Origin of the sequence: Chryseotalea sp. WA131a (assembly GCA_025370075.1) — a bacterium.
Lineage (GTDB): Bacteria > Bacteroidota > Bacteroidia > Cytophagales > Cyclobacteriaceae > ELB16-189.
This window is the reverse complement of record CP073016.1, coordinates 568,549-589,956: the sequence shown is the minus strand read 5'-3', so window position 1 is coordinate 589,956 and position 21,408 is coordinate 568,549. Positions and strand designations below refer to the sequence as shown.

At 40.7% G+C, this 21,408-nt stretch carries 24 protein-coding genes; 15 read left to right on the top strand and 9 right to left on the bottom strand.

Features of this window, described 5'->3' with window-relative positions; all coding sequences use genetic code 11:
- Positions 1-105: 105 nt before the first annotated feature.
- Complete coding sequence (locus tag KA713_02845) at positions 106-618, top strand: GNAT family N-acetyltransferase (GenBank protein ID UXE67561.1); 513 nt, start codon at positions 106-108, stop codon at positions 616-618.
- Here KA713_02845 and KA713_02840 read toward each other — a convergent pair.
- From KA713_02840 to KA713_02820, 5 genes are all read right to left on the bottom strand, one after another.
- A complete protein-coding gene (locus KA713_02840; protein UXE67560.1) occupies positions 615-1,028 on the bottom strand; it encodes a VOC family protein in 414 nt (137 codons plus the stop codon). The two genes, KA713_02845 and KA713_02840, sit on opposite strands and share 4 nt — an antisense overlap.
- A 97-nt stretch (positions 1,029-1,125) precedes the next feature.
- Entirely contained in the window at positions 1,126-2,355 is a 1,230-nt protein-coding gene (locus tag KA713_02835) for a hypothetical protein (GenBank protein UXE67559.1), read from the bottom strand.
- 35 nt (positions 2,356-2,390) lie between these two features.
- Entirely contained in the window at positions 2,391-3,689 is a 1,299-nt protein-coding gene (locus tag KA713_02830) for an amino acid permease (protein ID UXE67558.1), read from the bottom strand.
- Between the two features lie 123 nt (positions 3,690-3,812).
- Positions 3,813-4,400 (bottom strand): fasciclin domain-containing protein, encoded by a 588-nt coding sequence (locus KA713_02825; GenBank protein UXE67557.1) that lies wholly within the window; start codon positions 4,398-4,400, stop codon positions 3,813-3,815.
- A gap of 97 nt (positions 4,401-4,497) precedes the next feature.
- Entirely contained in the window at positions 4,498-5,523 is a 1,026-nt protein-coding gene (locus tag KA713_02820) for an alkaline phosphatase family protein (GenBank protein UXE67556.1), read from the bottom strand.
- A 123-nt stretch (positions 5,524-5,646) separates the two neighbouring features.
- On the opposite strand from KA713_02820, the gene KA713_02815 reads away from it, so the two are divergent.
- The 4 genes from KA713_02815 to KA713_02800 all read left to right on the top strand — a co-directional run bounded on the left by KA713_02815 (position 5,647) and on the right by KA713_02800 (position 10,684).
- Positions 5,647-7,557 (top strand): CocE/NonD family hydrolase, encoded by a 1,911-nt coding sequence (locus KA713_02815; protein ID UXE67555.1) that lies wholly within the window; start codon positions 5,647-5,649, stop codon positions 7,555-7,557.
- A gap of 66 nt (positions 7,558-7,623) precedes the next feature.
- Positions 7,624-8,262 carry a class I SAM-dependent methyltransferase gene (locus KA713_02810; GenBank protein ID UXE67554.1) on the top strand — a complete coding sequence of 213 codons (639 nt, stop codon included), beginning with the start codon at positions 7,624-7,626 and terminating at the stop codon, positions 8,260-8,262.
- Between the two features lie 66 nt (positions 8,263-8,328).
- A complete protein-coding gene (locus KA713_02805; GenBank protein UXE67553.1) occupies positions 8,329-10,113 on the top strand; it encodes a LysM peptidoglycan-binding domain-containing protein in 1,785 nt (594 codons plus the stop codon).
- Between the two features lie 190 nt (positions 10,114-10,303).
- Positions 10,304-10,684, top strand: coding sequence for a response regulator (locus KA713_02800; protein UXE69005.1), 381 nt, complete (start codon positions 10,304-10,306; stop codon positions 10,682-10,684).
- 200 nt (positions 10,685-10,884) lie between these two features.
- Here KA713_02800 and KA713_02795 read toward each other — a convergent pair whose 3' ends face one another.
- Positions 10,885-12,339: an OmpA family protein gene (locus KA713_02795; GenBank protein UXE67552.1), complete on the bottom strand. Its 1,455-nt coding sequence runs from the start codon at positions 12,337-12,339 to the stop codon at positions 10,885-10,887.
- 310 nt (positions 12,340-12,649) lie between these two features.
- On the opposite strand from KA713_02795, the gene KA713_02790 reads away from it, so the two are divergent.
- The 10 genes from KA713_02790 to KA713_02745 all read left to right on the top strand — a co-directional run bounded on the left by KA713_02790 (position 12,650) and on the right by KA713_02745 (position 18,204).
- Positions 12,650-13,207, top strand: a complete 558-nt coding sequence (locus tag KA713_02790; GenBank protein UXE67551.1) for a helix-turn-helix domain-containing protein — start codon at positions 12,650-12,652, stop codon at positions 13,205-13,207.
- Positions 13,208-13,299: 92 nt separating this feature from the next.
- A complete protein-coding gene (locus KA713_02785) occupies positions 13,300-13,740 on the top strand; it encodes a hypothetical protein (GenBank protein UXE67550.1) in 441 nt (146 codons plus the stop codon).
- Between the two features lie 192 nt (positions 13,741-13,932).
- A complete protein-coding gene (locus KA713_02780) occupies positions 13,933-14,199 on the top strand; it encodes a hypothetical protein (GenBank protein UXE67549.1) in 267 nt (88 codons plus the stop codon).
- Positions 14,200-14,203: 4 nt separating this feature from the next.
- Positions 14,204-14,773: a hypothetical protein gene (locus KA713_02775; GenBank protein UXE67548.1), complete on the top strand. Its 570-nt coding sequence runs from the start codon at positions 14,204-14,206 to the stop codon at positions 14,771-14,773.
- 23 nt (positions 14,774-14,796) lie between these two features.
- On the top strand, positions 14,797-14,949 hold the full coding sequence (locus KA713_02770; protein ID UXE67547.1) for a lmo0937 family membrane protein: 153 nt from the start codon (positions 14,797-14,799) through the stop codon (positions 14,947-14,949).
- Between the two features lie 107 nt (positions 14,950-15,056).
- Complete coding sequence (locus KA713_02765) at positions 15,057-15,419, top strand: hypothetical protein (GenBank protein ID UXE69004.1); 363 nt, start codon at positions 15,057-15,059, stop codon at positions 15,417-15,419.
- 133 nt (positions 15,420-15,552) lie between these two features.
- Positions 15,553-15,867, top strand: a complete 315-nt coding sequence (locus tag KA713_02760) for a hypothetical protein (protein UXE69003.1) — start codon at positions 15,553-15,555, stop codon at positions 15,865-15,867.
- Between the two features lie 16 nt (positions 15,868-15,883).
- Positions 15,884-16,462: a hypothetical protein gene (locus KA713_02755; GenBank protein UXE67546.1), complete on the top strand. Its 579-nt coding sequence runs from the start codon at positions 15,884-15,886 to the stop codon at positions 16,460-16,462.
- A gap of 96 nt (positions 16,463-16,558) precedes the next feature.
- The gene (locus KA713_02750) at positions 16,559-17,629 is read left to right on the top strand and encodes a hypothetical protein (protein ID UXE67545.1); all 1,071 of its coding nucleotides are present in this window, start codon (positions 16,559-16,561) and stop codon (positions 17,627-17,629) included.
- Between the two features lie 143 nt (positions 17,630-17,772).
- Complete coding sequence (locus tag KA713_02745; GenBank protein ID UXE67544.1) at positions 17,773-18,204, top strand: fasciclin domain-containing protein; 432 nt, start codon at positions 17,773-17,775, stop codon at positions 18,202-18,204.
- Between the two features lie 362 nt (positions 18,205-18,566).
- Here KA713_02745 and KA713_02740 read toward each other — a convergent pair whose 3' ends face one another.
- The 3 genes from KA713_02740 to KA713_02730 form a co-directional block, all read right to left on the bottom strand.
- Entirely contained in the window at positions 18,567-19,025 is a 459-nt protein-coding gene (locus KA713_02740) for a hypothetical protein (protein UXE67543.1), read from the bottom strand.
- Between the two features lie 40 nt (positions 19,026-19,065).
- Positions 19,066-19,596, bottom strand: a complete 531-nt coding sequence (locus KA713_02735; protein UXE67542.1) for a DUF4136 domain-containing protein — start codon at positions 19,594-19,596, stop codon at positions 19,066-19,068.
- 61 nt (positions 19,597-19,657) lie between these two features.
- Positions 19,658-21,379: an amidohydrolase gene (locus KA713_02730; protein ID UXE67541.1), complete on the bottom strand. Its 1,722-nt coding sequence runs from the start codon at positions 21,377-21,379 to the stop codon at positions 19,658-19,660.
- Positions 21,380-21,408: the final 29 nt, after the last annotated feature.

The following is a 21,408-nucleotide window of genomic DNA, read 5'->3' as shown; positions in this document are numbered from 1 at the left end:
TTAGTTGAGTTCTATAAAAGTACTTAAATACTTTACAAGGGTTAGTATTTCTTTTGTTTTGTATTCGATTTACCATGGTTTAATCATAGTTGGCATAACCCCTTTATGAAAGATAATTTTGCTTTCCGGCAAGGTCTGGTGAATGATATTTTGCAACTTAAGGATCTTGGCTGCCTTTCTTATGGTGAATATAAAAGCATTTTACAACCTGAGCATTGGTCAAAACTCAATCGTTTTTTAGTTGACGAGAGTAAGTGGATTGATTTGTTTAGTCAATCTACTTGCTTTGTTTGTGAGTATGAGAGCAAAATTGTAGGTATGGCTTTTATTATTTCCAGCGGCCACCCGTGGGATGTTTTTGAAGCAGATTGGAGTTATATTCGAATGGTGGGCATAAATCCTAATTTCCGAGGAAATGGAATCGGTGAAATACTCATGCAACATTGCATAAATCATGCGAAGAAAACCAATGAAAAGGTAATTGCTCTTCATACTTCTGAATTTATGAATGCGGCTCGCCATCTTTATGAAAAAATGGGCTTTGAAATTCTGAGAGAAATTGAACCGCGCCTTGGTAATAGATACTGGCTATATTCGTTGCGATTGAATCAATTTTAATTACTTAATGGCCTTTGGCTTAAAGTCGGTTCAATCAAGTCCCAGCGGTTTCCATACAAATCTTCAAACACAACCACCGTGCCATATACTTCTTGTGAAGGTGCACGTACAATTTTGATTTGCTGATTTAATAAGTTTTGATAGTCGCGTTGAAAATTATCGGTATGCAAAAAAAGGAACACACGCCCACCGGATTGATTGCCAACTTGGATTTCTTGTTCACGACCAACAGCTTTCGCTAACAATAATTTACATTCACCAGAACCTGGCGGTGCTACCAGTACCCAGCGTTTGGTTTCACTTAGCTCTGTGTCTTCAGTTAATTTGAAATTCAGCTTATTCACAAAAAAATCTATAGCTTCATCATAATCTCTGACAAGCAAAGCAATATGGGCGATGTGTTGACTCATGTTGAAATGGTTCGTTAGTGATTCGCGATAGGTAAGTGGTGGTTGGTAACAGGTAATTAGTGGAACACCACTACTTCTCACTTACTACTTACCTTCCTTACTTATTTATCGTCAACTTTTTCTCTTTACTAAATAACATATAGTTCTGCTTCTTCGTACTCCAGTGATAACCCAACGAAAATGGGAGTGGTTGTGGCTTCGATGCTTGGTAGGCCGAGTCAAGATCTTTTTGGTACAATTCAGAACTGAAATCCCTTACGGGCTTTACATATTCTCCATAAAATTGTCCTTTCCAGTTCAATTTGTTTTTTAGGTATTTGTAGGGCATGCCTGTATCGTCTTGAAAAACATGGTTGCTGTTGGCTATCAATAGGTCTTTGATTTTAGTGAAGGCATCTTTGTGCATCAAGTAAGAAGCTGATTTTACAAATGAGTTGAACGGAGCTTTGCTGGCAATAAACCGAACAAAGTTGGGTCGATCTTTTAGTCCGCCATTGGAAATACTAACGGAGAAATAATAAAGCGTTTTAACTTCATTGGTTGTGCGATCGCGAAAGGTGATTTTTACACCAGGCGTTTTTTGCCAATTGATTTTCTTTCCGTAAAGTTCCACTTCGTTCCCCAAAGAATCAACGGTAATAAATTTTTGCGCCAACATCTCATGATTGGTTCGCTCGATGAAGAAGTAAAGCGCAGGCAATACACCTTTTACTTGCTTCAAGTCTTTTTCCATGTGGTTGGTGATAAAATAACTTTTGTTGAAAATATCGCGTAGCGAATGGCCTAAGCTATCCAAAAATGCATCGCGGAACTTCTCGGTGCGAGCATCGAGCGGTACTACCGCGCGAATGGGTTCCAAGGCCGCCAGCATATATTGATGTGCATGCGGAAACAAATAAAAAGCGTGCAAAAAGTCTGGGCCTGAAAACGGGTAAAACAACGAGAGCGAGCCATCAACCGATTTCGAAAATGTAGATTTTTCCCAGTCGGCAATTTTACTCAACCGAGTGTCATACATTTTCTTCCAGTTAGCATCCATTGATGCCTTGTAATCAATCCAATATTTATCTTTTTCCAATTCGGTAAATGAATTTTTATTGAGTTGTGGAAGACCTGCGATAAAGCGCGCGGCATTGTCCAACACGGTATCTTTTTTAATTTTTACGGGCTCAACGGCACCGGAAGTTTGCTCTGCTACAACTTCTGTTTTGATGAAGTCAGAATCTACTCCAAGGGTATCAAGTGTTGATGTGCTGGTTTCTCTTTTGGATGAACAAGCTGAGATCAATACGAAAGCAAGGAAGACAAAGAAAAAAACTTTTTTCATGTGATTAAAAAAAATAGGGGTTTAGTAGAACAAAATTAGTTTTTTGGTTTGTTTGAAATCGCAAAGTAAACGATTAATCCGGGCACCATCGTAGCGAAGGAATACAGAATTATTTTTGGATCGTCTGCGGTTACGTAATAAATCATCCAGCACGTACAAACAATAAAAATAATGGGTGGCAGTGGATACAACGGTATCTGAAATGGGCGTTCTTCTTTTTTGTATTGCTTACGCAGAAAGAAAATGCCGATGACCGTAAACATGGAGAACAGCGACAAGCTGATGGAGATATACTGAACGATTTCTTTGAACGAACTCACCAACACCAAAAAAACGGCCCAGGTGGCTTGCGTGATAATTGCCAAGTAAGGCATGTCAAATTTATTTTTGGTTGAAAATGTTTTCAATTTTGGATAGTCATCGCCCATGGCTTCTAGCACACGGGGGCCTGCAATGGTCATGGCACTAAGTGTGGATAGCAAGGCAATACTAAAAATGCAAGAAAACAACGCACCAATTTTAGAGCCCATTAGTTTTACTGCCACCACATTGCCAATATCATTTTTTCCGTTGAGCTCACTAAACGAAGCGGAATATAAAAACATGGCGTTTAAGCTGAGATAAACCACCACGACTATTAATGTTCCGATGATTAACGATTTGGGCAGATTTTTAGAGGGGTTATCCAGATTTCCGGCTATGTAGGCAGCTGCATTCCAGCCAGTATAAGCATATACTACGAATACCAATGACTCCGCAAAACTCGAACTGGTAATTAAACTCCAATCTCCAGGTCGTATTAAAAAGCTAATGCCTGATTTTTCTCCAGCTAGAAAGAACGGTGCCACGCAAAAGAATACAATCAGCAAAAGTTTGGTGCCAGTGAGAATGTTTTGAGCACGGCCTCCTGTTTTTACACCAAACCAATGAATGCCAGATACGACAAGGATGGCCGATACAGCAATGACTTTACCGTTAATACCCAATAAAGCAGAAGAATACTCAGCAATGGCGATGGCTACGGCCGAGATTGCTCCCGCAAAACCTACCAACAAACTCATCCAACCACTCACAAACCCAAATGCTGGATGGAAAATTTTCCCTAAATAATGATACTCGCCACCTGATTTTTTCAAGGTGGTTGAAATCTCTGCATAGGTAAATGCCCCCGACAAGGCCACTACGCCACCAATGGCCCAAAGCAGTAAAATGGCAAAGCCCGAAGGCAATGGGCCTACTTGATAGCCAAGTGAAGTAAAAACCCCCGTGCCAATCATATTGGCAATAACCAGTGTTATGCCTACGGTAAGCGTGTACTTACTTTTTTCAGTCATGAATGAAAATTACAAACAGGAAAGTTGAGGATTATTTGCTAAATGGACAAACAGTCAAAAAATTCAACCAAAAAAAAGGCCACCAATGCTGGCGGCCTTTTTTTATAACCTGTAGAACTAAGATTACATTTTCTTAGGCACCAAAACTTTGTTGGTCATGTGAACAACACCGTTGTTAACAGCCACATCTGGATTAGTAACTTCAGCACCACCTACAAATACTTTACCGTCTTTCAGAGAAACTTTGATTTTTTCACCTTGGAGGGTAGTCAATTCTTGACCATCGCTCAAATCAGCAGCCTTAATAGTGCCAGCTACTACGTGGTATTTCAACACGTTTTGCAATTTTGATTTGTTTTCAGCTTTCAAAAGCATATCAACAGTTGATTGAACAGCAGTGAATGCATCATTTGTAGGTGCAAACACAGTCAATGCGTCTGTTCCTTTCATTACATCTACCAATTCGCCAGCCTGAAGAGCAGCAACCAATGTGCTCAAGTTAGGCGTATTCATCGCAGTTTCTGCGATTGACTTCGGCAATGCAGCGATTGAATCAGCCACCGCCTTTACACGTGCTACTGAATCAGCCACACGGATTGAATCTTGTTTTGCTTTTTCTTTAGCGGCCTTGCCACCATCTCCACAGCTGGTGATGATTACTGCAAATGCAGCCATAATTACAACTAATACTAATGATTTTTGGGTTTTCATATGTTTGTTTGATTTTCGCGCGCAAATGTAGTGTTTACAAACCACAAAATTCAATAAGTTGAAATAAAAAAATTGTTACCTTTTTAGTTGACTTATTTTACCTGCTAACGCTAATTTCATTAAACACTTGATGGTTAAGCCCACAAGATTGCATGGTTACAATCGGTTTATTGTTCTGCCAATCAACGATAATCATCCCGTAATTTTTTTGAATGATCAAATCGCCAAGTCGCAGCGTGTTGCGCTCAGCCCACGGTTCGGTCCAGGTGTGGGTCATGCCGCTTGAAGTAAATTCATACAAGGCTTGGCCATTGCTCAAGGTAGTTTTAGAAAATTCTGCAATGTGCCGATCTCCGCTAATGATGATCACGAATTTATTGGATTGGTTGATTAAATTCAGAAGCCTTTTACGCGCGGAAGGGAAATTTTCCCACTTTTCAAACCGATGCTCTTGCGGTAAAACTTGGATGCTAGAGTTTAAAATCACAACAGATGCGTTGCCTTCATTCAATTCTTGCTTCAACCATTTCCATTGCGTTTCACCAAGCATATCGCCTTGCGGGTTGGGTAAATAGCGGTTTAGTTTCTTTTGCGTAGCCGAGTCGATATAGTTTACTCGATCAAGGGTATCGCGAAAACTACGTGTATCCAAGTTGATTATTTTCACTTTTTTGGTACCATCGCCATATTCCATCGAATTGTAGATACCGACATGTTTGCGAACGGGATTGTTTTTGGCAAACCAAATAAAATCCATTGCCAATTGCTGACTTTCTTCTTTTAAGGAATAATTTTTTCCGCCATCGTTCACGCCATAATCATGATCGTCCCACGTGCCGGTGATCACACAGGTTTTAATCAATTGCTGATAATCTTCGTTCGACTTTTGTTTTTCATACAAGGTTTTTCGGCCAGCCGGATTTTTGAAATCCGAATAAATATTATCGCCACCCCATATCCAAACATGTGGATGCTGGTTGAGAATTTCTTTCCACATTTCTTGAGGACGTGCTTGATCGTTGCACGATCCAAAGGCAATGCGTATTTGATTTTTATTACCTTGAGCGAGCGCATTTGTCGCCACCCAACAAAAAATGATTACTAACCACTTTCCAAAATTCATGGCGTAAAAGTAACCTTTTGGTAATTACCAGTAATATGTCGGTCACAAATATGTTGTGGGTTGTATCGCTTATCTTTACATTTCAAAACCACAATTCAATCGACCAAGCTAAACAATCATAAAATGAAAAAACTACTTGCCCTGGTTGTCATCTGTTTATGGACAGCCCTCCAATCGGTTGCGCAGCAGCCAGACTCTGTTTTTGCAAAGCAACACTATGATAAAATGGAAGTTCAAATTGCTATGAGGGATGGCATTAAGCTTTTTACCACGGTCTATTCGCCAAAGGACAAAACCAAAACCTATCCAATTCTGATGAATCGAACGTGTTACAGTGTAGAGCCCTACGGTGCCACTAAATATGAAAAATCACTTGGGCCTTCTCCTTATTTGATGCGCGATGGATATATTTTTGTTTACCAAGATGTGCGCGGCCGATGGATGAGTGAAGGTGTTTTTGATAACATGACACCTAACATTCCTGGCAACGATCGTAAAAATAAAACCGCTATAGACGAAGCTTCGGACACGTGGGATACAATCGAATGGTTAATCAAAAATATTAAGAACAATAATGGACGGGTTGGGCAGTGGGGCATTTCGTATCCTGGCTTTTACACAGCGGCTGGCATTCCCGATGCGCACCCTGCATTAAAAGCATCTTCTCCGCAAGCGCCAATATCTGATTTCTTCTTTGACGATTTTCACCACCAAGGGGCTTTTTTGCAAAGCTACCTTGCGGCCCTTGCCGTGTTTGGTTATCAAAAGGATAAACCGACTGATAAAAGTTGGTACGATGATAAAATCATGCGCTTCTATCAACAGCAACCCAAAGATGGCTATGATTTTAATTTAAGAATTGGTTCCCTTAAGCATGCTACCGAAAAATACCACAACGATAATTTCTTTTGGAAGCAGATCATCGATCACCCCAATTATGATGAGTTTTGGCAAAAGCGCAGCTTGTTGCCGCACCTGACCAATGTGAAGCACGCAATCATGACCGTGGGCGGTTGGTACGATGCCGAAGACTTGTACGGTCCGCTCAACATTTATAAAAAAATTGAAAGCACCAGCCCGGGTGCCTACAATACTATAGTAATGGGGCCATGGAGCCATGGAGATTGGGCGCGCGAGCGTGGATTTCAGCAAGTGAACCATATCTATTTTGGTGATAGCATCTCCACGTTTTATCAACGCGAAATAGAAAAAAAGTTTTTTAACTCAGTATTGAAAGATGGCAGTCAACCCAAATTGCCAGAGGCCTACATGTTTGATTGTGGATTGAAAACATGGAAGCAATTTGCTGAGTGGCCACCCAAAGAAATTTTGCCCATGAAACTTTACTTTGGCGAAAACGGAAAGCTATCCGTAAATCAACCCACCAAACCCGATGCGGCATTTGAATATATCAGCGACCCGGCCAAGCCCGTGCCTTACACTTCGCAAACGGAAGGATTGGTGTTTACCCCGCGCAGATTTATGACAGACGACCAACGCGAAGCTTCGCGCAGGCCAGATGTGATCACGTTTGAAACCGATGTGCTTACTGAAAATGTTACCCTTGCCGGGGAAATAATGGCCAAACTAAAAGTATCGATGACGGGCACTGATGCAGATTTTATTGTGAAGTTGATCGATGTGTTTCCAGATAATGAACCGAATGATACAAAACACAATCCAGCCAATATTATCATGGCAGGATATCAGCAACTGGTGCGCCACGAAACATTTAGGGGGCGTTTCAGAAACAGTTATGAAAAGCCTGAGCCATTTGTCCCTAATCAAGTGACGGATGTAAATGTAACACTGCAAGATATTTTGCACACGTTCAAAAAAGGTCACCGCATCATGGTGCAGATCCACAGCACATGGTTTCCTTACATCGATCGCAATCCGCAGAAATATGTAGATAATATTTACAAAGCCGATGATTCAGATTTCATAAAATCGAGTATTCGCGTGTATGGCGCATCTGTGGTTGAGATTGGGGGCAATCAAAAACTTAAGGCTGCATTAGAGACAAAGAAATAACCTAACGCTTGGATCCTGGATGCAGATAGTTGCGTGCTAGTATCTAGTTTCCAGAATTTTTACAGCATGGACTTCATTCCCGATAACATCGACCAATACTGTCGTGATCATAGTAGCACAGAATCCAATTTGTTAAAAAAGATCAGTCGCGATACGCATGCGGAGGTGTTGATGCCACGCATGGTTTCGGGGCATTTGCAAGGGGGGTTCTTGGCAATGGTCAGTCACATGATCAAACCGAAATCGATATTAGAAATAGGCACCTACACCGGTTACTCGGCACTATGCTTGGCAGAAGGATTACAGCCAGAAGGTAAAATTATTACCATAGACATAAACGAAGAGTTAGAGGGCCGTGTCCAAAAATATTTTCAGCAATCGGATTATCGGCTTAAAATTGATTATCGCATCGGTGACGCCCGCCAGATTATCCCTATGTTAACAGAATTATTCGATTTGGTTTTTATCGATGCCGATAAAGAAAACTATGGTTTGTATTATGATTTGGTTTTTGATAAAGTAAAAAGGGGTGGTTTCATTTTGGTGGATAATGTATTGTGGAGCGGAAAGGTGGTGCAAGAGAAAGTAGATAAAGACACCAAAGCAATTAAACACTTCAACGATAAAGTGCAAGCTGACCCACAAGTAGAGAATATGCTACTGCCTTTGCGCGATGGAATTATGATGGTGCGAAAAATCGCCTAACTCCTCTCTCCTAAATTCTATCTCGTATTTACCGCTTTCTAAAAACTTTTCTCTACTTTTGTATTAATGAGATTTTTTGCAGTAGCACTCATTTTATTCGGAGCCGCTGCCTCATACGCCCAAGCTCCGCAGGTGCCCCACAAAATGCACTTCGCCAATATGACACTCGCCATTCGTGACGATGCCAGACGCGAGATTCAAGCTGATGTGGATGCCCTTACTCGTTATACCCGCCATTTTCAGATGAGGGTAGAACGTGCAAAGACCTATTTCCCAATTATATCTCGCATTTTTGCGGAAGAAGACCTGCCCGATGATTTTAAATATTTGGTGCTGCAAGAAAGCGCGTTAGTGCCCGATGCCGTTTCGGTTTCCAATGCCGTAGGTTTTTGGCAGTTCAAAGATTTTACGGCCCTCAGCATGGGGCTGCGAGTAGATAAAGAAATTGACGAACGAATGAACATTGCATCTGCTTCGCGCGGAGCAGCCAATTACCTAAAGCAAAATAACCAGCAGTTTGATAATTGGTTGCTGGCTTTACAAGCCTACCAGATGGGTGCAGGTGGATTAAAGCGATCGATCGGAGACAAGCACAACGGCAAGCGGCACATGGATATTACCTCTGAATCGTATTGGTATGTAAAAAAATTTATTGCGCACAAAGTCGCCTTTGAGCAAGTAATAGAAGGTGACCCCCAAGTAAAAGTGGTATTATTTGAATCTAAGAAATTTCGGTCAATTGCTGATTTGGCTACAGAGTTGCAGGTAGAAGAAGAATTGCTTCGAGAATATAACAAATGGGCGCTCAAAGGTTTGATACCGGATGATAAGTCTTACACGGTGGTCGTCCCTACCAACAAACCTATACAAGATTTCTCATCTCTTGTTTTGGCTTCCGATAAATCAGCGCGGGCAAAGCCAATATCCGACAAAGCCAAGCTTTCTAGGCCTGACATAAAATTTGTGAATGGGCTCAGGGCGATCAAAGCCGGACCAAGTGAATCGCTGGTGTCCTTAACCGATCGTGCAGGCATTGCATTATCGAGGTTTTTGCGCTTCAATGAAATGTCCATCGATCAGAACCTGGTTGCTGGCGAGTATTACTTCTTAGAGAAAAAGAAATCAAAAGGAGAGGCCTTGCAACACAAAGTAAAGCCGGGCGAAGACCTATGGACCATCGCCCAAACGTATGGAATACGAGTGAGCAAGTTGGAAAAATGGAATAAGATTTCTCGACATGAAAAATTGGGAATTGGTTCTTTTGTAAAACTAAACCCTAAAGTTGTAATCAATCCGGCACCTACAATTGCAATTCCATCCACACCAGTCGTTGCTCCATTGGTTACTTCCATCAATGAAAGTGTACAGCAAGTGAAGGAAGTAGCACATATTGATGAAGAAACTTTCAATTGGGAAGTGAGGCCAACAGAAAAGCCCAAGGAAATGTTAACCGCAACTCCAGCAGTTGATTCGGTAAAGTTTGTAGAGCTATCTACTGCCTCTGACCATATAGTTTTGAAAGGGGAAACGCTTTATTCGATAGCGAAACTATATTCGGTTAAGGTGGCTGAATTGCTTGAGTGGAATAATTTAGAAATAAACCAAGCCCTGAAACCAGGTCAAAAGTTGCTCTTAAAAGATTTAAAAAACAATAAAAAGGTACATGCTCGCCAAACCATTTCAACTGGTATAGATATTCCGCAAATTAATGAGCATACCGTGGCTGAAAGCGATACCTTGTATAGTATAGCTCGTCAGTATAATGTGACAATCAAGGACTTGATGGATTGGAATCAGAAAACAGAATTAACAGTACGACCAGGTGAAAAGTTAAAAGTTAAGGCAAGGTAACCTCTATTTTTTGAAGTAACTTGAATAATATATTACTTGCCTGCTGTAATTTTGAGGCAGATGCATTTGAAAACCCATGGAAAGAAATAATTTTGAAGCTACATTTAAGTGCATGGAGATTGAATAGTTTATAACAATTTGTAAATAAGGTTTAATGGCGGATATAGCTACAAAAGTTCTGGATTTGGTGATGTTGGTGGACGATAATGAAACTGATAACTTTATCAGCAAACGCATTATTGAAATTACAAAGTTTTCGAAGCGGGTGGAGGTGAAAAGTTCAGGAAAAAGCGCTCTTGAGTATCTCAAGCATTTTGAAAATGACGCTGAAAATTTACCTAGCATAATTTTCTTGGATATTAATATGCCCATTGTGGATGGGTTTGTGTTCTTATATGAATTTGAAAAATTTGGTGAAATTGCGCGAAACAAATGCAAAGTGATTATTTTATCAAGTTCGGACAACAAACGAGACATTGATAAGATTGTCAATAATAATTTCGTCATCAAATTCATCACCAAACCTCTTACTGAAGTGTCATTGGATGAAATTAAGATCAATAACATTTAGTGGTTCCTTAAATTTTCGTTTGGAATAAACCCAAACACCAATAAAAAAAACCAGATCTTCTTTTAACCATTGTTCATTATTGCGTCAAAAATGCTCAATTCTTCTTCAATTCGTAGAGGTTTCCACACGGCATTTACTGTCAAAAAAAAGAGCCACTGATTTCTTCAGCAGCTCTCTTTTAAAAGTTTAGTGTTAGTTTATTAGTACGATGTCTTCAACTCAACCCTTCTATTCTTAGCGCGACCAGCAGTAGTCTTGTTATCAGCAATGGGTTTGGTTTCGCCATAGCCCACAGCAGTTAAGCGAGATTCCATAATACCTCGCCCCATTAGATAGGTTTTTACTGATTCGGTTCTCTTTTGCGATAAGGTTAAATTTAAAGCCTCATCTCCTTGGCTATCGGTATGCCCTTCAATCAATAAGTTAGCTTGTTCATACCGTTTTAAAATGGATGCTAACTCATCCAATTGTGCAAGTGAGGCCGTTAGGAGTTTATCGCTGTTGGTTTCCATAAAAATTTTACTTCCTATTTGGGTGATTTTCTTTACGTCTTCTTTCGATATCTCAGGGCAGCCTTTGTTAGCCAAGGTGCCTTTTACCTCTGGGCAGCGATCTTGGTTATCACCAACGCCATCGTTATCAGTATCGGGGCAACCTAGCAAGGCCAGTACACCGGCTTTATCGGGGCAGGCATCTTCTTCATCTACTACCCCATCGCTATCTTTATCTACTGCACAACCTTTTGCATCTACTATGTAACCCGGTTTCGTCCCTTGGCAAAGATCCTCACCATCGGCCACGCCATCGCTATCTGCATCGGGGCAGCCTTTTAGTTTTGCAATACCAGCTACATCCGGGCACTTGTCATCTTTATCAACAATGTAGTCGCCATCTTTGTCGGGGCAACCTTTTAGTTGCTCGGTTCCAGACACATCAGGGCATTCATCTAAATAATCGGCCACACCATCTTTGTCTTTATCTAGAGGGCAACCATTTTTATCAACCACTACTGCAAGAGGTGTGTTAGGGCATTTATCGTAGCGATCACTGATTCCGTCTTCATCAGCATCTTTTTTATTGCCGAAGTTGAACTTTAAACCAACCAAATGAAACAAGTAGGCATCGTTTTTTCCAGTAGCCGACCCATCGCGGTTATCCGCAGTAGAATACAAAAACGTCTCTTGTACATTCAACATCAAATCTGGCGATAACCTAAAATTTAAACCACCACCAAAGGATGGAGCGACATAATCTACTTGACGGTTGGTGATGGTCAAATTCTTATCAAAAAGCACAGCACCCCCACCAACGAAAACGTAGGGCCGAACAGCAGATTTTGGTCCTAGAATGTTAAATCTAAAGTTTAGCATCGCAGAAGTAAAGTCTTGACGAAATTGACCGGTGGGCCTATTGAACCCGATTTCACCTTTACTTATCAATAAGCTCAGATCAAAATGGCTATTGATGTAGCGAGAGACTGATAAACCACCTACGGTGTAAAAGGCCATGTTGCCTTTGTAAAAATCGTTGCCGAGATCTCCATTGTATTGGGTGGCCCCTCCGTGTATCCCAATACTCCATTTTTTGTCTTCGGTTTGTGCCGAAACGCTTAATGTAAATGCTAAGCATATACACGCCAGTAGTAATTTTTTCATGTTCAATTATTTAATTTGATCACCCTAACCAAATAACCGTACCATAGGTGGCAAATGGGCTTTGGGTTGAATGAGTCAAGCTTCGTGCAAAAAGTGTTTTCGTGATATGGGGAAATTACTCTCACTGTCTGCCGAATAACTTTCACGTGCAAGCACTAGAAAAGATGGTTGAGCCGATGGCACTCCCCTTATTGATGTCAAAGCAGGACATTCTCTTCTGACTGCCAATCCCCTATCGTTTGGTTTAATTCTTGAATGTTGCACCACCCTGCGGGATGAAAACAGGTTCCTTAACCAAAACGATAAACAGATGAAATTATACATCAAAAACATGATCAGTCTAAGTTGTAAAATGGCTGTAAAGGATTTGCTTTTAAAACTAGAACTACCCTTCACATCCATCGCTTACGGTGAGGTGGAGATGGCTACAGCCTTTACCCCAACTCAACGTGACCAATTTGGCCTAGAGCTGAAGAATTTAGAAATGGAAATAATAGATGATACAAAATCCATTTTGATAGGAAAGATAAAGAATTTGATTTTTCATTTGGTGCGAAACCAAGAAGAGGTGCCTAAACTAAATCTCTCAGACTATCTCAGCGAAAAGCTTAATTACAACTATACCTATCTATCCAATATTTTTTCAGAAAATCAATCCATCACCATTGAGCATTTTATGATTAAGCTGAAAATAGAGCGCGTAAAGGAGTTGCTCGCTTATAACGAGATGAACCTCACCGAAATATCCTGGAAGATGCACTACAGCAGTGTGGCACATTTATCCAATCAATTTAAGAAAGTAACTGGATTAACGCCTTCCTTCTATAAAATCTCAAACCAAAAAAACCAGCTAATTGCAAACATGTAAATGATATAATTTTTTTTAAAAGTTATGTAAACCATACGCGAATGGAATGGGCGACTTTTGCAACTAAATAGTAAAACACTAAATTAATGAATATGAAAAACACAATTTTAACATTGGCTATAAGCGCACTTGTTGCAGGATCAAGTCTGACTGTACAAGCGCAGCAAAACAAAAAAGCAGCTAAGGCACGCAAAGACCTTAAGGAAGCAAAACTGGATTTGCGAGAGGCGAAAATAGATTCAGCAGCAGATTACCAACGGTTCAATTCAGAGGCGCACGTGCTTATTATGGAAAATGACAAGAAAATTACAGAGCTGAAAGCGCAGAAGGCAAATGACAACAAAGAGATTCGGGAGAAATACGATAAGCAGGTTATGGATCTGGAAAAAAGAAATAACGATCTAAAAAATAAAATCAAAGGATCGCCAACTACCAAAACAGATAAGTGGGCATCTTTTAAGCGCGAATTTACACATGACATGAACGAATTAGGCAGAGCGTTCAAAGACATTGGTGTGAACAACTCCAACTAACGAATCGCTATTTTTCTTTTGGAAGCGGGCATGGCCCGCTTTTTTTTTGAAGAGAATCTTTAGCGAGCTAGTTCAAGGTGTAAATGATGCAACAAACTTTAAAAGTTATGTAACTCAATCATTCCTATAAACGACAACCTTTACAGTGTAGTAAAATTTAATTTACTCTTCCAACTAAGAAATTATAACCAAATGAAAACTGCCATAAAACCAAGTAAAACTGGTAAGATAGAAAAACCCAATCTACCTCATGATGAAAATGAGAAGGGAATAGAAAACCACACGAAAGCTGCCAAGCATCATGAAGAAGCTGCGAAACATCACCACGAGGCGGCAAAGCACCACGAAGCAGGCAACCATGAGAAAGCTTCAGAAAGTACAATCAAAGCACATGGTCATCATGCGCTAGCCAGCGAAGCGCAACGTGAGGATGTGAAGCATCACACATTAAACGATTGAGGTCATGAGAGCACTAACCGCGATTGCACTACTTTTCCTTTCAACTTTTTGTTTTACCGGCTACGCGCAAGAAACCTATGGAAGAACACTTAACCTTGGTTTGGGTGTAGGAGGTTATTCAGGATACTATGGGCATGTAGGTCGCTCGTTGCCTGTCTTTCATGTGGATTATGAGTTGGATGTGGCAAAGAACTTTACCTTGGCGCCTTTCATTAATATCTATTCCTTTTCAAATAGTTATTACTGGGGAAATAACAACACTCCTTTCAAAAACTATACCTACCGCCAAACGGTCGTTCCGATAGGCGCTAAAGGTATTTACTACTTTGACGATTTGCTAAATGCTACTTCTTCGTGGGATTTCTATTTGGCAGGCTCATTGGGGTTTGCCATTGTCTCTTCTTCTTGGGATGCTGACTACAATGGAGACCGCAATTATTATCAAAGCCCCTCTTCTTTGTTTCTTGACATTCATATTGGGGCAGAATATCATTTCAACAGGGGCGTTGGCGCATTTCTCGATTTATCAAGCGGTGTGTCAACCATTGGCATAGCCATTCATGGACTAAAATAAAACTAAACACTAATAATAAACTTATGGGAAATCTACTTTACACCATAGCGGTAATACTGGTTATTATATGGGCTATTGGCTTCTTGGGCTACAATGCCAGTGGATTGATACATGTGCTTTTAGTAATTGCACTTATTGTAGTGTTGCTAAGAATTATTCAAGGGAAGAAGATCTAGTGCTTGGGGTTTATTCTCCTAAAGCATTCGTTGGAGTGGGTATACTTTTTTTTGATTTCGCTTATAACTAAACGCAAATGGCAACTACAAAAAAATTGGGAATTTGGATGGATCACTTGAATGCCCACTTGATGGAATTTACGGTAGATCCTATTGAAACAAAAACCATTCAATCAGATTTTAATCATCGAGCAAAAGAACTCAGCTTACACAAAGGTGAAAACAGGATGCACAACAAAGAACAACATCAACAAGCTGAATACTATAAAAAATTGGGAAATGTCATCATCCATTATAAAGAGGTACTGCTCTTTGGTCCAACGAATGCAAAAATTGAATTGCTCAACACCTTGTTAGCCGATCATCATTTTGAAAAGGTCAGAATAGAAGTGCGGGAAGCCGATAAGATGACGGAGAACCAAAAGCATGGGTTTGTGAAAGACTACTTTTCAAAGCACGCCTTTCAATAATTGACTAAGTCTTCTCTTGGTGAGCGAGAAATAAGTTGGGCTACTCATGGCTTTCAACAAAGCAAGTGGAAAGATGAAAAAAAAACAGGCCAGTTAAACAAAAAATGAAATGAAGAAACCAAAAACCGCTGCTATTAAACCGACTCACCACGACACTCATTTTAGTGGCTATCCGCTCTATCCACCGAACGAAGATATTTATCAGCAAGGAAAAGAGGAGCAAGATATTGACCCAGAAGATATTTCTAAGAAGAAGACCATAAATGAGGATGCTGATGCGATGAATGAAAAGGATTTTGAGGACGAACTATCAGGCAACGACCTTGATGTAGCAGGTTCAGAACTAGACGACCAGCAGGAAAAGGTTGGCAGCGAAGATGAAGAGAATAACTATTACAGTTTGGGTGGTGATGATCATAACGACTTAGAAGAAGATAAAGGAGATTGAACAAATTAAAACAGAAATGCTGGAATTGCATGGTACCAATGGATATCTATTGGAAGAATTTTTATCCCCCTACAGCAACATCCGTACAGACGATTATGGCGGCAGCATTGAAAAACGATGCCGATTTGTATTGGAAATAGTAACGGATGTAGCAGAAGAAATTGGAAAGGAAAAAACGGGCATTCGCCTTTCGCCATATGGAACAGCAAGCGATATGCAATACTACTCTCAAATCCACGAAACCTATAACTATTTAACTACAGCGTTGAATAAATTAGATATCGCTTATATACATCTGGTCGATCACTCTGCGATGGGCGCGCCAGAAGTTCCCATTGAAATAAAGAAGGCAATCCGTGCCAACTTTAAAAATTCATTAATACTATGTGGAGGCTATGACAAAGCACGGGCCGAAGCTGACTTGCAAAGCGGATTATGCGATTTGGTAGCCTTTGGTCGTCCATTCATAAACAATCCTGATTTGGTGGCAAGACTGAAAAACAATTGGTTGTTATCCCAAGATCTTCACATGGATTTATTCTATAGTGAAGATGCTAAAGGCTACACAGATTATCCCAATCATGCGATTTTATAAGCGAGGAGGCATTACTTCAAAAGCCTTATGTTAGCTCAACAGTTGCATTGGTTGGCATTCTTCATCATCCGTTAAACAAACTGCTCATGTATCCACTTGTACGGTATTACTCCAGAACTTTTTATCAATAGCTATAACGTGGTGCATCCCAATCATCTCTATTCGCGAAGCCTACTTTCACTTTTTGTATTTAGTATTTTCTCCGTGGCCATTAAAGCCCAAGAAGGCAATTATGCCACGAATGACACACTCAAGAGCCAGCGTTTTCTTACCATCATCAATTTTAACAGAGACCAAACGTATTCAACATTCGGAAGTGGTATTGGAAACCAAGTGCCACTCATATTTGAGGCACAATTTTCACCCACTTATTTTATCGGGAGCAACAAAAAAAAGTGGGCGCTTATGATGAATCCGCAAGTGCAAATGCGGATGCTCAATAAGCGGTCGTGGCCCATACAGGTACCAAGCTACCATTTCTACTTATCCTACTATCGATCGATGGACTGGTGGCGAAAGTCGTTTGCTACAAAACTATTGTACACGGATGCGCTTTGGTTTGCATCCATCGTTCATCATTCGAATGGCCAGGATGGAAAATTCTACTTGAACGATAGTACCAAAACAATCGATTTGGTGAAGGGGAATTTTTCTGTCAACTATTTTCAATTCGGCCTGCTGATTTATGCACTAAGAGCAACGGGTAAGGACTATTTTTCGTTGCGTGAAATAAAAATTCATGCCGAGCTTTACCCGTCTGGCTTGGCCGATTCGCCTGTGCAAAAGATTTATGGATTAAAGCGATTGTTTGGCACTATCAGCTTTGAAGGCCCTTGGCGAGAAGAAAAGAAACGCTGGGTAAATTTATGGCTTCAAAATTCTAGTGTGGAACTGAAAACGGGTTGGATCTTTGGTGAGTATCATGATTATAGTTTATTAGATGCCTCTCACCGACTAATTGTAGACTTCACTTACAAATATTATCCAAGGTGGTTTGATGAGATTGCATTCTTTGTTCGATTTTATAGTGGGCAAGATTATTACAATGTCTATTTCGAGAAACAACTTACAACGCTCACGTTCGGTGTAACCTCGAATACCATTAAGTTGTCGAATCGAATACGTTATTTAGTAAAAGACAAAAAGAAGATTGTCTTAAAAAAGTAAACCAACCGATGAAAACTATGAAAGATACAAACTTAACTACTAATTATGTAACACTTATGCTTCGAAGGCTATCCAATTTTGTGAGGCATTGAATACTCTTTCATGCCTGCTCCGCCAGTCGCGGCAAATAAAAAATACCTATCATGACAACAACGAAAGAAGCGGTGGCAACAAAAGACATTGTGGCTATTGCATCAACAAGTGCTAAGATGTTAGCTGTAGCGGTTACAGCGGCAGGATTAGTAAAAACCCTTCAAGGCACTGGGCCATTTACTGTGTTTGCGCCAACAGATGCTGCCTTTGCATCTATTCAAAAGAACATGGATACATTGCTAAAACCCGAAAACAAAGAGAAACTTTCTAAAGTGCTTACCCTTCACGTAGTGAGTGGTAAGTTAATGGCGGCTGATCTAAAAGAAGGCAAAGAACTAACCACCGTGCAAGGCGAGAAATTGAAAGTGCACGTGACAGGTGGCAAAGTAATGGTTGGTGATGCGCATGTTACAACAGCGGACATTCATGCCTCCAACGGAGTTATTCACGTGATTGACAAAGTACTGTTGCCAAAAGGATAACAGCTTTTTTATTAACAAAGCCCTGCGCTTGTGCAGGGCTCTATTCAAATTTTCTTCCAATCTGTATTTGATCTAACTATTCGCAGAAATAGTGAACCAAAGATTTGTAGTACTTCAATCATATCAAGATGGAGGAGATAATAGACGCTCGCAATAGAAAAGCAGTGATGAAGCAAATAATTGACCTTGGGCTAATCACAAGCAGATGCCGAGTGCCTTATTGCTTAGGCGGCTATATAATTTGGTTAAAACTGTTGTGTCTAAAACAGGCAAATCCTTTGCAAGTCAAGCAAAGATATACAAACTATCAAAAGCTTCTTGGCATTCAGTCTCTTCGGGTTTGCTATGCGCTCGGCAAATGTTTATTTTCTTATGGCCACTGGAAGATTGCCATACAGTCCATTGCGGACAGCCACATTGATGGCATCTTCTACCTGGTAAAAACGAGCAGCCACTGGTAAGGAAATAGATTTCTTGATCAGCTTATAGTACTTTTGGCGCAATTCAAGTTCCTTCTTTTGGATGGCTGCACTTTCCTTTACCATTTCATCTGCATGGACTTCCGCGATGCCCTTTTCTATATTGAATAGATAGGCTTCGACTAACTTTAGTCTTCGGGTAAAGGCATCTATTCGCTGCTCTTCGTATTGATTATAGATGGGCCAAAACTTCTCAGCTTCATCGTTGCTCATCTGTAGGTAGTCGGCTACCAATGCTTTCTTTTCTAATTGAAATGCACTACGCACCAATTCAGCTTCTGTTTTTTGAGCGTAAACAGCAGTTCCTGCAAGCAAAAGAAAAAGGACTAAGATATTTCTCATATGTATTTGTTTTTACGTTTTTATTATAAATGCTTTACGGTCAATTCTTAGGAGCAGGAGGAAACTTTGAAAGAATTTTTGTTACCGCTGCTTCAATTTTGTCTTGCTGAATGGATTTCTCTGTCACCGTTGCTGTGCCGCTGCCCATCCATACTAATTCTTGTTTCACTGCATCGACTAGATTAATCACCAACGTGCCTTCGGTATAGTTGGTCGTATTGACCTGCGTTGTTGAAAAGCCAGTGCTGAGGCCCCACCGCCTTCCATAAAATCCACCTAGGTTCACAGAGTTAGCAGAAGTCTGTTGTTTTTCTTCCGTTTTAACACCAAGATCAACCAACAAATTTGGCTTTTCGGCTTCTTTTAGTCCTTTGCTTTGCAGGGCACTGTGGATGGCACTAAAGATGCGCTTTCGCACCAAATCATTTACGGGCAGTTGATTGGCTTCTGCCGAAAACCCGTAAGTTTTATACTTTTCAAAATCCACACTTTTGTCATAGTCAACAGTAGTTTTCAGTGACCCGCACGAAACCAACACCAATGCAAACAAGAAAATAGATAATCGATTCATAACTCTTTAATTTTATTAAGATGCAATTAATTCATTTTTCCCTTTGAACTTCAAAGAGCCTTTATTTCTTTTCATAGATGGTCTTCCCTTCTTTGATAGTTTCTAGCACAATAATATCCTTCAAAGTCATCGGATCAACTTTTAACGGGTTCTTATCAAGCACTACCATATCAGCCAATTTGCCGGGTGTTAATGTGCCCTTTTCTCCCTCTTCAAAAAACTGCTCGGCACCCCAAATGGTGATCGATTTTAAAGCTTCATAAGGTGTCAATCTTTCGTCTGGCCCCATCACCGTTCCTGTGCGGCTCACACGATTGACCGTTGTCCATAGAATCATCATCATGTTAGGGAACGCGACAGGCGCATCTGTGTGACTTGTGACCCGAATTCCTTTCTTCAATGCTGATTTAATCGGGCTGATTTGTTGCGCTTTATCAGGGCCGATAATTTCCTTATACCAATCCCCCCAATAAAAAGTGTGCATGGGGAATAACGAAGCAATGATACTATATTTTTTAATACTATCTAACTGATCCATGCGAATCAATTGTCCATGTATTAAGATGTTTCGTCTATCTTCATTCCCATATTTGGCGGAAGCTTTACCAATAGCTCTGAACAACTGATCGGCAGCAGCATCACCATTGGTATGCGCTTTCAACTGCCAGTTATTGGCAAACGCACTATCCACAATTTTTTGAACATCTTCATCTTTAGGAATGGCAGGGTAGCCTTTGTAGCCCTTTTTCTGACCATCGGGTGGAATCAGGTATGGACTACTCCGCCAGGCCGTTCTTCCTTGAGGCGAACCATCGAGTGTTAGCTTGAGTCCTGCAATGCGATAGTGATTTTTGTATTCTTTACTATGCCATTTGCTGCGCATGTGTTGCGGCACCGAATAGTCGATCCAAGAATTTACATCTAAATACATTTTACCACGTGTCGCATAGTCGGCCATCTGCTCATGGTTGCCCATCGCACGGCCTTCATTACAAGTAGTGTATCCATAACTCGCAGCCATTCTTTGCCCTGCATCAAAATATAAATCGCTCAACTCTTTGATGGGTGGTGTAACCAATTTAAACATGTGTGGAATCGCGGCAAGCTCCTCTAAGACGCCATTGGGATCCCTACTGCCTTTTACGCGTCTGATCACCCCACCTTCCGGATCCTTGGATGTAGCTGTTATCCCCAACACTTCCAAGCCTTTTGTGTTGACACTGCAAAAATGCCCGGAGATGTGAGTTGCCATCACAGGCAGGTCGGTGGAAACCTTATCCAGGTCATCTTTTGTTGGAAAACGATTTTCTTTTAGAACGGCATCATCGAACCCAATTCCCACAATCCATCCTTGTGTTTTGTCAGCACCATTCTTCTGATACCAACTCTTAAGTTCATTCACCAAGTCATCTATGTTATTGCTCGTACCATCGGGTGGTGCCAGCAAGTTTGCCGATAGGGCTTGCGACCCAAAAGCAAAAAAATGACAATGCCCGTCAATAAAACCCGGAACCAAGGTCTTGCCTCCTAGATCACGCATAACCGTGCTGTCGCCTTTCATCTTTTCTGCATCAGCTTTGCTTCCTGTAAAAGTTATTCGCCCCTCACTTACCACAACCGCTTCGGGATAAACAGCGCTATCACCCTCCATGGTAATGATATCGCCACCATAGTAAATGGCATCAGCAGGTGTAGTAACGTTGCTTTGCTTCGATGATTGATTGCAACTCATACAGGTTACCACTAGCATGACCAAAGAAAGATTAATTGTTTTTTTCATCATGGGAATTTGATTTTGATTTGAATGGTGCT